Source organism: Kluyvera cryocrescens NBRC 102467 (genome assembly GCF_001571285.1).
Classification (GTDB): Bacteria; Pseudomonadota; Gammaproteobacteria; order Enterobacterales; family Enterobacteriaceae; genus Kluyvera; species Kluyvera cryocrescens.
This window is the reverse complement of sequence record NZ_BCTM01000001.1, coordinates 370909-383977: the sequence shown is the minus strand read 5'-3', so window position 1 is coordinate 383977 and position 13069 is coordinate 370909. Positions and strand designations below refer to the sequence as shown.

The 13069-nt window shown below is 54.8% G+C and carries 11 protein-coding genes; 4 read left to right on the top strand and 7 right to left on the bottom strand.

From position 1 onward, the window contains the following. Positions 1–62 precede the first annotated feature (62 nt). Complete coding sequence (locus KCR01S_RS01795) at positions 63–596, top strand: lipocalin family protein (protein WP_061279435.1); 534 nt, start codon at positions 63–65, stop codon at positions 594–596. Here KCR01S_RS01795 and radD read toward each other — a convergent pair. Next, on the bottom strand, positions 593–2350 hold the full coding sequence (gene radD / locus KCR01S_RS01790; protein ID WP_061279434.1) for a DNA repair helicase RadD: 1758 nt from the start codon (positions 2348–2350) through the stop codon (positions 593–595). The genes KCR01S_RS01795 and radD overlap by 4 nt on opposite strands. Positions 2351–2503: 153 nt before the next feature. Here radD and rsuA point away from each other — a divergent pair, with 153 nt between their 5' ends. From rsuA to KCR01S_RS01775, 3 genes are all read left to right on the top strand, one after another. Continuing rightward, a complete protein-coding gene (gene rsuA / locus KCR01S_RS01785; RefSeq protein ID WP_061279433.1) occupies positions 2504–3211 on the top strand; it encodes a 16S rRNA pseudouridine(516) synthase RsuA in 708 nt (235 codons plus the stop codon). Positions 3212–3230: 19 nt separating this feature from the next. Then, a complete protein-coding gene (locus KCR01S_RS01780; protein WP_061279432.1) occupies positions 3231–4427 on the top strand; it encodes a Bcr/CflA family multidrug efflux MFS transporter in 1197 nt (398 codons plus the stop codon). Positions 4428–4741: 314 nt separating this feature from the next. Then, positions 4742–5083, top strand: coding sequence for a YejG family protein (locus KCR01S_RS01775; protein WP_061279431.1), 342 nt, complete (start codon positions 4742–4744; stop codon positions 5081–5083). A gap of 3 nt (positions 5084–5086) precedes the next feature. Here the strand turns inward: KCR01S_RS01775 and yejF are convergent, their stop codons facing one another. The 6 genes from yejF to mepS form a co-directional block, all read right to left on the bottom strand. Next, complete coding sequence (yejF, locus tag KCR01S_RS01770) at positions 5087–6676, bottom strand: microcin C ABC transporter ATP-binding protein YejF (protein ID WP_061279430.1); 1590 nt, start codon at positions 6674–6676, stop codon at positions 5087–5089. Between the two features lies 1 nt (position 6677). Further along, the gene (locus tag KCR01S_RS01765; RefSeq protein ID WP_061279429.1) at positions 6678–7700 is read right to left on the bottom strand and encodes a microcin C ABC transporter permease; all 1023 of its coding nucleotides are present in this window, start codon (positions 7698–7700) and stop codon (positions 6678–6680) included. 1 nt (position 7701) lies between these two features. Then, positions 7702–8793: a microcin C ABC transporter permease YejB gene (locus KCR01S_RS01760; protein ID WP_061279428.1), complete on the bottom strand. Its 1092-nt coding sequence runs from the start codon at positions 8791–8793 to the stop codon at positions 7702–7704. A 9-nt stretch (positions 8794–8802) separates the two neighbouring features. Further along, positions 8803–10590, bottom strand: a complete 1788-nt coding sequence (locus KCR01S_RS01755; protein ID WP_061279469.1) for an extracellular solute-binding protein — start codon at positions 10588–10590, stop codon at positions 8803–8805. Between the two features lie 104 nt (positions 10591–10694). Continuing rightward, entirely contained in the window at positions 10695–12260 is a 1566-nt protein-coding gene (locus KCR01S_RS01750; protein WP_061279427.1) for a cyclic di-GMP phosphodiesterase, read from the bottom strand. Positions 12261–12383: 123 nt separating this feature from the next. Then, complete coding sequence (mepS, locus tag KCR01S_RS01745) at positions 12384–12956, bottom strand: bifunctional murein DD-endopeptidase/murein LD-carboxypeptidase (RefSeq protein ID WP_052285135.1); 573 nt, start codon at positions 12954–12956, stop codon at positions 12384–12386. Positions 12957–13069 lie beyond the last annotated feature (113 nt).

Below are 13069 nucleotides of genomic sequence, written 5' to 3'. Positions count from 1 at the left end.
TGGCCGCGTCAGTTTTTTTATCCTCTACACTTAACGAACTCATTGTTCGCAAAGGAGGTTGCATGAAACTATGGCCCGTTTTGACCGGTGTCGCGGTCTCACTGGCGCTGGTGGCCTGTCGTTCACCGACGCCGCCAAGCGGCGTGACGCCGATTAACCATTTCGACGCCAGCCGCTATTTAGGCAAGTGGTACGAAGTTGCTCGCCTGGAAAACCGCTTCGAACGGGGGCTAGAGCAGGTGACCGCCACCTACGGTAAACGGCAGGATGGCGGTATTTCGGTATTAAATCGCGGTTTTGACCCACAAAAAGGCGTCTGGAAAGAGAGCGAAGGGAAGGCTTACTTCACCGGCGCGCCAACCACCGCCGCGCTCAAAGTCTCCTTCTTCGGGCCATTTTACGGCGGTTACAACGTGATTGCGCTGGACGATGACTACCAGTACGCGCTGGTCAGCGGCCCGAATCGCGACTATTTATGGATCCTGTCGCGTACGCCAACGTTGCCGCCACAGGTGCGGCAGAATTACCTGAATATCGCCCGTGGCCTCGGTTTCGCCACAGACAGCCTGCTGTGGGTAAAACAGCCCGGCGGCTAGCGTAGCTCGCCGGCGCGACGAAAGCGTCCCTGATAGTCGAATACTTTTTCGCGTACCTGCCAGTACCTGTCTTTTTGGCGGGCAACGACAAAGTCGGGGGCGCGCAATAACGCCTGCTGGGCGATGATATCGGCCGGCGTTATCCAGCGCAGCGGCACGCCCGGCGTGCGGGTATGAGGGCGGATAAATAGCTGCTCGAAGGCCGTTCTCTGCGCCGGCGTATGCAAACGGAAGCGCTCACTGACGTCGGCACCGTCTTCATCGTAATAGGTGATTTTCAGCCAGCCGCCTTTATCATCCATTCCATCCTGCAACGTCATGCCGCTACAGCGTAGCACCAGCGCATCTTTCAGCTTCAGCGCCGCTTTCAGCATATCGTCCGGGTCAACCAACACCGTATCGCACTCGCGGCAGCGGCGGGCGGCAATATCGTTTTCGGCGTTGCACTGCGGGCAGTTTTTAAAACGAAAACGGTAGTCGCACTGCTCGCGATGGCCTTCGTCATCCTCCAGCCAGCCCTGACAGCGGCGACCAAAATGTTCGATGAGGGTACCGTCGGCGGTCGTTTTGCCCCAAAACGTGTTCGCAAAACCGCAGCCTGGGCAAAAAACCTGTACCGGAACATTATCGCTTTTGCCTTTGGGCGAGCCGACTTCCGGCGTGTAGAGATCGTGCGGGTTACCGGCGTAGTCGAGAATTAAGCAGTCGGTTTTCCCTGGCGCCAGACGCAGGCCGCGGCCGACAATCTGTTGATATAAGCTGATGGATTCGGTCGGACGCAGAATGGCAATCAGGTCAACGTGCGGCGCATCAAAACCGGTGGTCAGGACGGAAACGTTAACCAGATAGCGAAACTGTTGCTGTTTGAAGGCTTCGATCAGTTCATCGCGCTGCGGGCCTGGGGTTTCACCGGTAATCAGCGCTGCATCGTCGGCGGGCAGCAGGCCGGTGATCTCCCGGGCGTGTTCGACGGTGGCAGCAAAAATCATCACCCCTTTGCGCGTTTGGGCGAACTCAATAATCTGGCTGATAATGTGCGGCGTAATGCGCTGCTGCTGTTTTAGTTCGCGATTAAGATCGGCTTCGCTAAAAAGACCGTTGCTGTTGGCCTGCAGGCGGCTGAAGTCGTACTGAACGACCGGCATATCCAGCCGCTCCGGCGGCGTCAGGTAACCATGCTTGATCATGTAGCGCAGCGGCAGTTCGTAAATACAGTCGCGGAAAAGCGCTTTTTCATCTCCGCGCACCATGCCGTGATAGTGAAACTGATAAATCCATCCTTTACCCAGGCGGAACGGCGTGGCCGTCAGGCCAAGCAGGCGAATGTGAGGATTCACTTTGCCGAGGTGAGTGAGGATTTGCTGATACTGGCTGTCATCGTCGTCGCTGATCCGATGGCACTCATCGACAATCAGCAGTGAGAACTCACCCTGAAAATGGTCCAGATTACGGGCCACGGACTGCACGCTACCAAACACCACTTTACCGTGGCTCTCTTTGCGCTTCAGGCCGGCCGCGTAGATATCGGCCTCGAGCCCCAACGCGCGGTATTTCGCATGGTTTTGCGCAACCAGCTCTTTGACGTGGGCCAGCACCAGTACGCGGCCACGCGCCAGCCGCGCCAGTTCGGCGATAACCAGGCTCTTTCCTGCTCCGGTCGGTAACACGATAACCGCAGGCTGCGTATGGCGGCGAAAATAGGTTAGGGTCGCGTCGACCGCTTCTTGTTGATAGGGGCGTAGTGTAAAAGTCATTAGCGTGATGATTGTCCTTAACTGCCAAATAGTATGCCATGAATCTTTTCACTTGAGTGACATGACAAGCCCGTTATACTTACCGATTGTTACTACCCCATTTTTCGGACGCTGAGTCCGACACCCGGCACTATTACAGGCTAAAAATACTTCATGCGACTTGATAAGTTTATCGCTCAGCAACTCGGCGTCAGCCGTGCTATTGCCGGGCGTCAGATCCGCGGCAACCACGTGACTATCGATGGCGAAGTGGTGCGCGATTCGGCATTTAAACTGCTGCCTGAACACGAGGTTGCCTACGAAGGCAACTCGCTGACCCAGCAAAACGGCCCGCGCTACTTTATGCTGAACAAACCTCAGGGCTACGTCTGCTCAACCGACGATCCCGATCACCCGACGGTGCTTTATTTCCTCGATGAGCCAGTGGCGTACAAGCTGCATGCCGCCGGACGTTTAGATATCGATACCACCGGTCTGGTTCTGATGACCGACGATGGTCAGTGGTCGCACCGTATCACCTCTCCGCGCCATCATTGTGAAAAAACCTATCTGGTGACGCTGGAAAATCCGGTCAGCGATGATACCGCCGAGCAGTTTACGAAAGGCGTTCAGCTGCACAACGAGAAAGAACTGACCAAGCCCGCGGTGCTGGAAGTGATCACCCCGACCGAAGTGCGTCTGACCATTACCGAAGGGCGCTACCACCAGGTGAAACGTATGTTTGCCGCCGTGGGCAACCGCGTCATTGGTCTGCATCGCGAACGCATTGGCGCAATTGCGCTTGATCCTGATATGGAGCCGGGTGAATACCGCCCGCTCACCGAAGCAGAAATTGCCAGCGTTGGCGCGCCAGAGCGCTAACAAACCATCGAGGTAGATTGTGACGTCCAGGCCGCGCTCGTCGTTAAGTATTGTGTTTATTCTTGGCCTTTTGGCCATGCTCATGCCGCTGTCGATCGATATGTACCTTCCGGCGCTACCGGTCATTTCGGCGCAGTTCGGCGTGCCGGCGGGCAGTGCACAGATGACCCTCAGCACCTATATTCTTGGGTTTGCGGTGGGGCAGCTATTGTATGGCCCAATGGCGGATAGTCTTGGGCGTAAGCCGGTGATCCTCGGCGGTACGCTGATCTTTGCGACCGCGGCGGCGGCCTGTGCGCTGGCGCCGACGATCGACTATCTGATTGTTACCCGCTTCTTCCACGGCCTGGCGGCTGCGGCGGCAAGCGTGGTGATCAATGCGTTGATGCGCGATATTTACCCGAAAGAAGAGTTTTCGCGCATGATGTCGTTCGTGATGCTGGTGACGACCATCGCCCCGCTGGTGGCTCCTATCGTGGGGGGGGCCGTGCTGGTGTGGTTTAGCTGGCACGCCATCTTCTGGATCCTGGCGGTAGCAGCGCTGCTGGCGTCGGCCATGGTCTACTTCTTTATTGATGAAACCCTGGCCGTTGAAAAGCGTCAGCCGTTTCATTTACGCACCACGCTTGGCAACTTTGCCTCGTTGTTCCGCCACAAGCGCGTGCTTTCCTATATGCTCGCCAGCGGCTTTAGCTTTGCGGCCATGTTCTCGTTTTTAAGCGCGGGGCCGTTTGTTTATATCGAGCTAAACCACGTGTCGCCGCAGCATTTTGGCTACTACTTCGCGCTGAATATCGTCTTCTTGTTTGTCATGACCACCATCAATAGCCGTTTCGTTCGCCGAATGGGCGCGCTGTGGATGTTCCGCGCCGGGCTGACAATCCAGTTTGTGATGGCGCTGTGGATGGTGGCGTGTGCGCTGTTGGACGTTGGATTCTGGTCACTGGTGCTGGGGATTGCGGTATTTATCGGCTGCGTGTCGATGGTCTCCTCAAACGCGATGGCCGTGATCCTCGATGAGTTTCCGCATATGGCCGGAACGGCGTCATCGCTGGCGGGCACGTTCCGCTTTGGTATCGGCGCGATTGTTGGTGCGCTGCTGTCCATGGCAACCTTTACCACCGCCTGGCCGATGCTGATTTCCATCGCCCTTTGTGCTACCTGCTCCATTCTCTTCTACCGCTACGCCAGCCGTCCTCGAAAAACCGCGCAGTAATCTTTCATTCCAGGGGCCAAATGCGCCCCTTTTTTGATAAACATCAACAGAAATTGTATTTCTGATAGGGTGTAATGTTTCTTTTATGTAAAATCCACTTATGTAAAAAGTCACATTGTTGTAGATAAAAAGGTTGTGTTAGATCACAGAAACGGGTACATATAGCGCGAAAACGCATCAGTGCATCGAACTATGTCGTAGGAAGAATGTTGAATGCTGGCGTTTTTTTTCTGGATGCAGGACGATTTGTCAACAATGTGTTAATATGGATGTGAAATAATTGTGAAGCACTTTGCTTCCGGGGAAAGAACGTAATGACATTTCAGCTCTCAATCGTACATCGACTGCCGCAGGACTATCGTTGGTCTGCGGGTTTTGCAGGTTCGAAAGTTGAACCGATTCCGCAAAACGGCACGTCAAATGACAACACGCTGGTGGCGCTTAAATTATTAAGCCCGGACGGCGATAAAGCGTGGCCAGTCATGCACTCATTAAGCCAGGCGTTAAGCGATATCTCCGTCGACTGCTCGGTACTCGAGTGCGAAGGGGAGCCGTGCCTGTTTGTTAAACGCCAGGATGAGTTTGCTGCAACCTGCCGTCTGAAAAATTTCGGCGTGGCGATTGCCGAACCTTTTTCCGGCAACAATCCGTTTTAACCGTCAGCTCAGCGCAATGAGCTGACGCGTATATTCCTGCTGCGGTGCTGCAAAAATGCGCCGACACTCACCTTGCTCGACGACCTCTCCCTGCCGCAGAACGATGACCTGGTGGCACAGCGAACGAATGACCTGCAAATCGTGGCTGATAAAGATATAGGCCAGCCGATGCTTCTCCTGTAGCGCCTTGAGCAATGCCAGAATCTGCGCCTGCACCGTGCGATCGAGCGATGACGTAGGCTCATCCAGTACGATTAGCTGCGGTTTCAGAATCAGCGCGCGGGCAATCGCAATACGCTGGCGCTGCCCTCCGGAGAACGCCGCAGGATACCGCTGGCGGGTATCAGGGTCTAATCCCACTTCCTGCATGACCTGAATCACCTGCTGTTCGCGCTCGGCTGCGGAGAGCGTGGGGTGATGCACGCGCAGGCCTTCTTCGATAATTTGTAGCGCCGTCAGGCGTGGGTTTAACGATGAGTTGGGATCCTGAAATACTACCTGGATCCGGTGGCGCAGTGGCAGCATCTGTTTGCGCGTGCGGCCTTGAAGCGCCTCGCCATCGAAAACAATATCGCCCTGCGAGGTAATCAGCCGTAAAAGCGCCAGCCCGGTGGTACTTTTGCCAGAACCTGACTCACCGACCAATCCCAGCGTTTCACCCGCCCGCAGCGTAAAGCTCACCTCTTTGACCACCTGATTCTCATCCACGACCCGGCGCAGAATGCCTTTACGGATAGGGAACGCGACGCTGAGCTGGTTGACTTCCAGCAGCGGTGCGGCATCAGACGCGAGGGGAATCGGCTCCCCCGTCGGTTCACTGTCGAGTAATTTACGGGTGTACGGATGCTCGGGCTTCGCAAAGAGCGCCGCCGCCTCGTTGCGTTCGACGCAGCGGCCATGCTGCATGACCGCAACGCGATCGGCAAGCTTGCGCACGATGCTGAGGTTGTGGGTGATAAACAGCATTCCCATGTTCAGCTCTACGCGCAGTTCGCGTAAAAGCTGGAGGATTTGCGCCTGCACCGAAACATCCAGCGCGGTGGTGGGTTCATCGGCAATCAGCAACTCCGGGCGCGTGAGCAGGGCCATGGCAATCATCACACGCTGGCGTTCGCCGCCGGAAAGTTGGTGGGGGAAGTCTGTGAGTCGTTTTGCCGCATTGCGAATGCCTACCCGGTCAAGGCAATCGAGGATCTCTCCGCGCGCGGCCTCTTTGCGCATTCCACGGTGCAGGGAAAGTACTTCATAAAGCTGTTTTTCCAGGTTGTGTAGCGGATTAAGCGACACCATCGGTTCCTGGAAAATCATCGCAATGCGGTTACCGCGAACGCCACGCAGGGACCGTTCGCTGGCATGCAGTAAAGACTCGCCGTGAAAACGGATGTCGCCGGTTGGATAGCAGGCCGGGGGTTCCGGCAGTAGACGCAGGATGGACAGCGCCGATACGCTCTTTCCAGAACCGGATTCACCGACCAGCGCCAGCGTTTCCCCGGCGTTGACCGACAGCGACAGCTCTTTCACCACGGTTGTGAGCTGGCCCTGCTGCTGGAAGGCTATGCTGAGGTTATCGATTTCCAGAAGTGGCTGTTGCATCTTATACCGCCTTAGAAGGATCGAAAGCGTCGCGCACCGCTTCGCCAATGAAAATCAGCAGCGACAGCAGGGTGGCGACGCAGAAAAAGCCGGCGATCCCAAGCCATGGGGCCTGGAGATTATTTTTACCCTGTAGCAGCAGCTCACCCAATGAGGGGGAACCGAGCGGCAGGCCAAAGCCGAGGAAATCCAGCGAGGTCAGGGTCGTGATTGAGCTGCACAAGATAAACGGAATAAAGGTGAGCGTCGCAACCATCGCATTGGGCAGCATATGGCGCAGAATAATGCTGCGGTCGCCGACGCCCAGCGCTTGCGCCGCTCGAATATAGTCAAAGTTACGCGTCCGTAGAAATTCAGCCCGCACCACGCTAACCAGCGACATCCAGCCAAACAGCACGGTAATCGCCAGCAGCCACCAGAAGTTTGGCTGCACCACGCTTGAGAGCAAAATAATCAAAAATAGCGTCGGCATTCCTGACCACACTTCAATAAACCGCTGGCCCCACAGGTCGATACGACCGCCGTAATACCCCTGGATTGCGCCTACCACCACGCCCATCACGCTGGCAAAGAGGGTAAAAATCAGACCAAACAGCAGCGAAATACGGGTGCCGTAGAGGATCCTGGCCATTACGTCCCGGCCGTTGGCATCGGTACCGAGCCAGTTTTGTCTGGACGGTGGTGAAGGGAAGGGAGTCACGGTGCTGTAGTTAATGCTGCTGGCTCCAAAACGAATCGGTGCCCATATCACCCAGCCGTTGTTCTCCAGCCGCTGCTGCAGCCAGGGATCCTGGTAATCAGCCGCGGTAGCGAACTCGCCGCCAAAGGTTTTTTCACTGTAGTTTTTCAAGACAGGGGTATACAGGTTGCCCTGATAGCTCACCAGCAGTGGACGATCGTTAGCGATCAGTTCAGCACAGAGGCTGCAGATAAACAGCAAGGCGAAAATCCATAAAGACCAGTAGCCGCGGCGGTTGTGGCGAAAGCGCGCCCAGCGCGCCTGGTTGACGGCACTTAATGTCATATTAGCGGCCCTCAAAATCAATGCGCGGATCCACCAGCGTGTAGCTGATGTCGCTGACGATATTCATCAGCAGGCCGATGAGCGTGAAGATATAAAGCGTACCAAACATCACCGGGTAATCGCGCGAGACGGTGGCCTCGTAGCCGAGCAGCCCCAGTCCATTGAGTGAGAACATCACTTCAATCAGCAGCGAGCCGGTAAAAAACATGCTGATGAAGGTGGCGGGGAAGCCGGCAATCACCAGCAGCATGGCGTTGCGAAAGATATGTTTCCACAGAATCTGGCGCTCACTTACCCCTTTTGCCCGGGCGGTTACCACGTACTGTTTGCGAATCTCATCGAGAAACGAGTTTTTGGTCAGCATGGTGAGTGCGGCAAAGCCGCCAATTACCGTCGCCAGCACCGGCAGGGTGATGTGCCAGAGATAGTCGGTGATTTTTGAATACCACGGCAGGGTGGCGAAGTTAGCCGAGACGAGCCCACGCAGCGGGAAGATATCGTAATAGCTGCCGCCGGCGAAAAAGACGATCAGCACTATCGCGAATAAAAATGCCGGAATGGCGTAGCCGATAATAATGCCGGTGCTGGTCCAGATATCAAAACGACTGCCGTTGTACACCGCTTTACGGATACCGAGTGGAATCGACACCAGGTAAATGATTAACGTACTCCATACGCCAAGCGAGACCGATACCGGCAGGCTCTCTTTCATAAGTTGCATCACTGACGCGTTACGAAACAGACTGTTGCCGAAATCGAAGCGTAAATAGTCACCGAGCATTTTGAAATAGCGCTCGTGCAGCGGTTTGTCGAAACCGTAGCGCTGGGTGATCTCAGCGATGACTTCCGGATCAAGACCGCGCCCGCCACGATATTGGCTCTCGGCGATGTTGCTGACGCCAACTCGCGATTGACCGCCGCCCATGCCGCCACCGCCGCCGGGTAAGGTGCCCTGATGGCCAAACTCCACGGCCGCAATGGCCTGGTCCACCGGGCCGCCGGGGGCTATCTGCACGATAAAAAAGTTGAGGGTGATGATGGCCCACAGGGTAGGGATGATGAGCAGCAGGCGGCGGATCAGGTATGCACCCATAAATTCTCCTTAGCGTCGGGACGCGGGCAGCCTTGCCGCCTTGTTAACGTCATACCACCAGGTGTCAAAGCCGGGAGCATCGGGGCCAGAACTGTAGAGTGGGTGTATACCCGGGTATGAAAATTTATCCCAATGGGCGATTCGGCTGCCGGACATAAACCACATCGGCATCATGTAATAGTTCCAGGTCAGGACGCGATCCAGCGCGCGTCCTAAAGGAATGAGTTTTTGCTGGTTGCCCTGCCAACGGATGATCTGGTTGATCAGACTGTCGATTGCCGGGCTGGCGACGCCGGGGGCGTTATAGGTGGAGTTTATGTATTCCGACGACCAGGAGATCTGCAAATCGGCGCTGGGCCAGGGGGCTGCACGCCACAGGCTTGGCATCATGTCGTAGTCGCGTTTACGCAGGCGGTTAGTTATCTGTGAGATATCCACCTGGCGCACATCCATGGTGATGCCAAGGCGCTGTAAATTGTGCTGGAACGGCATCACCCATTGGTCGTTGCCGCCGGATGGCAGTAGCAGCTCAAAGCGCAGAGGCTGACCGGTTTGCGTGTTGACGCGCTGTTGGCCTTTTAGCACCCATCCTGCCTCGGTCAGCAGGCGACCTGCTTCCAACAGATTCTCGCGGTCGAAGCCGTCGCCGTTGGAGGTAGGCGGTTGGTAGATTGAGGTGAACACTTCTGGCGGTATTTCCGCTTTTAACGGCGCCAGCAGCGTTAACTCGTCCGCTTTGGGGTAATCGCGCGCAGCGTATTCGGTGTTCTGGAAATAGCTGCTGGCGCGGCTATAGGCATTGTAAAACAGCGCCTTGTTCATCCATTCGAAATCAAATGCCATACTGACGGCTTGCCGCACCCGGCGGTCGTTGAAGACGGGACGCTGAATATTAAACGCCAGCCAGCGGGTGTCCTGTGCGGCATTATTTTTCTGCTCATCCTTAACGATATAACCGTTAGCAAAGTTTTTACCGATGTAGCGCGTGGCCCAGTTTTTGGCGCTGCTCTCAGTGCGAACGTCGAATGCACCTGCCTTGAAGGCTTCAAAGGCCACGTTATCATCGAGATAGTAGTCATAGCGTAGGGAGTCGAAATTCCAACGTCCGCGGTTAACCGGCAGCTCTGCCGCCCAGTAGTCTTTGACTCGCGAGTAGACAATATACTGCCCCATTTTCCAATCGCTAATGCGATACGGGCCGCTGGCTAGCGGTGGGGAGCTGAGCGGATCACTGAGCTTATGATCCTTCCAGAACTTTTCCGGCAGGATCGGCAGGGTAAACAGCCCCAGCATATCTTCTTTGCCCGGCTTAGCCAGTTCGATGCGCACGGTTAACGGCGCAATGGCTTTGACGGTGGTGCCTTTGTAGATCAGGCGAAACTGCGGCACGCCTTCGGTCATAAATTTGTTGAAGGTGAATGCCACGTCGCTGGCGAGAATAGGGCTGCCGTCGTGGAAACGCGCGTGAGGATTAATCATCAGCTCAACCCACGAATAGTCATCGGCGTAGCGAGCGTGCTCGGCGACGAGTGGATAGTAGCTTCCGGCTTCGTCGTCTGAGGTGGTAAACAGGGCATCATACAGGGAGTCCGTGCGAACGGCAGCGTTACCGCGGAGCGCATAGCGGTTGAAGTTATCAAAGGTGCCCAGCGCCGCGAGCGTAATGTTTCCGCCCTTAGGGGCTGCAGGGTTCACGTAATCAAAGTGATCAAAGCTGACGGCATATTTCGGGGTGCCGATCACGGCGAATGCATAGCTTTCTTTAATCATCTGCGCCTGAAGAGGCAGGCTACACATTATCAGCAGGGCAAAACAGATACGCGCTATGATCACGACTTGGCTACCCCCCGTATTAAACGCATTGATTGAACAGGCTTTTGTCGGTGAATCTTAAATGAGGTTCATACACTTGTGAAATACTTTGCTGGCTTACGATGTTCATCAATCAGCTGTTGCAAGGTCAATGGGCGGCTTATCAGGTAGCCTTGTAAGAAATCGACACCGTGTTCACGCAGCCAGGCCGCCTGTTCTTCCGTTTCGACGCCTTCTGCCACTGTCACCAGATTCAGGCGGTGGGTAAGGGTTAATACGGCATCAAGGACAGGAGAGGTGATGGTTTCACGGCCAATCGCATTGACAAAACCACGGTCAATTTTCAGGTAATCGAGGGTGAAGCGCTCAAGATAGATAAGCGCGCTATGGCCGGTGCCAAAATCATCAATTGCCACTTCAATTCCTTCACCGCGTAGCCAGGTAAACAGGCTCATCGCCTTTTCCTGATTCAGCATGTCGCGTTCGGTAATTTCGAGCACCAACTGGAAATAGTTTTCCGGCAGACTCGCATTAAGACGGCGAATATCCTGCTGGAAGCTGTCGGCAAGCAAATGGCCAGGTGCAATGTTGATGCCGAGTTTAGCGCCCGGCGGCAGAACATCTTTCAACAGTGGCGCATCGCGAGCAATCAGCTCAAAGAGATGGTGCGTCAGCGGCACGATGAGATTTTGGGCTTCAGCAAAGCTGATGAACGCGTCAGGAGGAATATTTCCCGCCGAAGGATGTGACCAGCGCATCAGGGCTTCAACACCGGCAATCTGTTGGTGTTTTGCATCCACCACCGGTTGGTAGACCACGTAGAATTGGCGATGCTTAATGGCGGAGAGGATCTCTTTGCCCGGACGGGAGTGCATGGTAAGGATATAGAAGCACAGAAGCCCGCCGAGTAAACCACAGGTGAGTCCCAGCAAAATGGAGTACAGAGAGTTATCGGTCCCGGCAACATTGCTGTAGAGATAAATTTCCAGCGGTACGCCTTTGACCTTCACGTGCCTGACCGCGGTATCGGTGATGGCGCTGAGGGGAAGGGGTTTGTTGCTGAATGTCGAAATGGCCGTTTTACCATTGACCACCAGCGCCACGCCATTGTACGGGCTCTGCTTCGCGGAGTAGAGCACCCAGGGCATCAGGTTGGCGTTAATCGAGGCAAATATGCCGCGATTTTCCAGCAGTGGGCTTTTCACCCACAGCACGAAGGCGGGGGTTGTCGGCATCATTGGCGTGCCGGGTAAAATGCCCATGACGTGATTTTTGTTGAGATCGAGATCCGGCACCAGATCCTTTAGCGGCAGCTCCATCGGACCGGTTGCTGAAGAGCAGTACGCCACCTGATCTTTGACCAGCAAAAATGCCCGTACGTTCATGCTGAATGCCGCGCGAGCGGTTAATTCTGAGGATACTTCTTCGCAGTGATTTAAGGTGAGCGGCTGCAGAGAGTCCATGGTAACCAGAATCTGGCTGAAGTAGTTATCCAGATAGTTTTGCAGGCTGGAAATGGTGACGTCAAACTGAACGGAACGGCGGTGATGGAAAATAGAATACTGAACCGCCCCGCAGACAAGGGCAACGAGCAGGCCAGTCGCAATGCTGGCGAGAATGGTCCGGCGGTTAATTGACCTTTGACGAGTAAACATACTACTTCTCTATGCTACGGAACTCTAAAGAAAAGAATACTGATGAAGCATAAAAAAAGCACTGCCAGGGCAGTGCTTTTTTTATGCTTACCGCCAGCCAAGGGAAACTGACGGTAAACGGCATTACGAACGGCTCAGGACGCGACGAGCTTCGTTGTAACGTTTATTCCAGTATGGCTCATTCATGCTGGAAATCGTCACACCGCTGCTGGTGGATGCATGAACGAACTGGTTGTTGCCAATATAAATGCCAACGTGGCGACCGGTAGAGCCCGCACGGAACAGAACTAAATCACCGGTGCGAAGCTGGCTGCGTGAAACAGATTTACCTGTTTCCTGCTGTTCCCATGTGGAACGCGGCAGCTCTAAGCCAAACTGTTCACGGAATGTGCGCTGCACAAAGCTGGAACAGTCAACGCCTCGTTTGGTGTCGCCGCCCAGACGGTAACGAACACCTTTCCATCCTGCGTATTGATCCATCAGACGGGATTTCACGTCGAGGTTACGCACCATGGTTTCAAATTCATCCTGAGAGGCTTGCAGTGAAGAAGTGTCTTCGCTACCCACACCATGCGTCTCAGAATGCATGTTCTTAGCGGTATTACTGGTTGTACTACATGCAGAAAGCAGAACCGCGACTGCTACTGCTGGAATCGCTCGCAAGATATATCTCAAAATCGGCTGAGATTTGACCATTTTCGTTGTTTTCCCTTGAAGTCCTTAACGACAGAGTCGTTATAAAAAATGCCAAACGCGTCTGAGACTAAATACACGCAATCAATGAGACAATTCTTTGAATTCAGTTTTGT

Excerpts from the sequence above, each read along its gene's own strand:
- KCR01S_RS01795 (WP_061279435.1), top strand. The coding sequence starts at position 63 with ATGAAACTATGGCCCGTTTTGACCGGTGTCGCGGTCTCACTGGCGCTG.
- radD (WP_061279434.1), bottom strand. The coding sequence starts at position 2,350 with ATGACTTTTACACTACGCCCCTATCAACAAGAAGCGGTCGACGCGACC.
- rsuA (WP_061279433.1), top strand. The coding sequence starts at position 2,504 with ATGCGACTTGATAAGTTTATCGCTCAGCAACTCGGCGTCAGCCGTGCT.
- KCR01S_RS01775 (WP_061279431.1), top strand. The coding sequence starts at position 4,742 with ATGACATTTCAGCTCTCAATCGTACATCGACTGCCGCAGGACTATCGT.
- yejF (WP_061279430.1), bottom strand. The coding sequence starts at position 6,676 with ATGCAACAGCCACTTCTGGAAATCGATAACCTCAGCATAGCCTTCCAG.
- KCR01S_RS01765 (WP_061279429.1), bottom strand. The coding sequence starts at position 7,700 with ATGACATTAAGTGCCGTCAACCAGGCGCGCTGGGCGCGCTTTCGCCAC.
- KCR01S_RS01760 (WP_061279428.1), bottom strand. The coding sequence starts at position 8,793 with ATGGGTGCATACCTGATCCGCCGCCTGCTGCTCATCATCCCTACCCTG.
- KCR01S_RS01755 (WP_061279469.1), bottom strand. The coding sequence starts at position 10,590 with ATGTGTAGCCTGCCTCTTCAGGCGCAGATGATTAAAGAAAGCTATGCA.
- KCR01S_RS01750 (WP_061279427.1), bottom strand. The coding sequence starts at position 12,260 with ATGTTTACTCGTCAAAGGTCAATTAACCGCCGGACCATTCTCGCCAGC.
- mepS (WP_052285135.1), bottom strand. The coding sequence starts at position 12,956 with ATGGTCAAATCTCAGCCGATTTTGAGATATATCTTGCGAGCGATTCCA.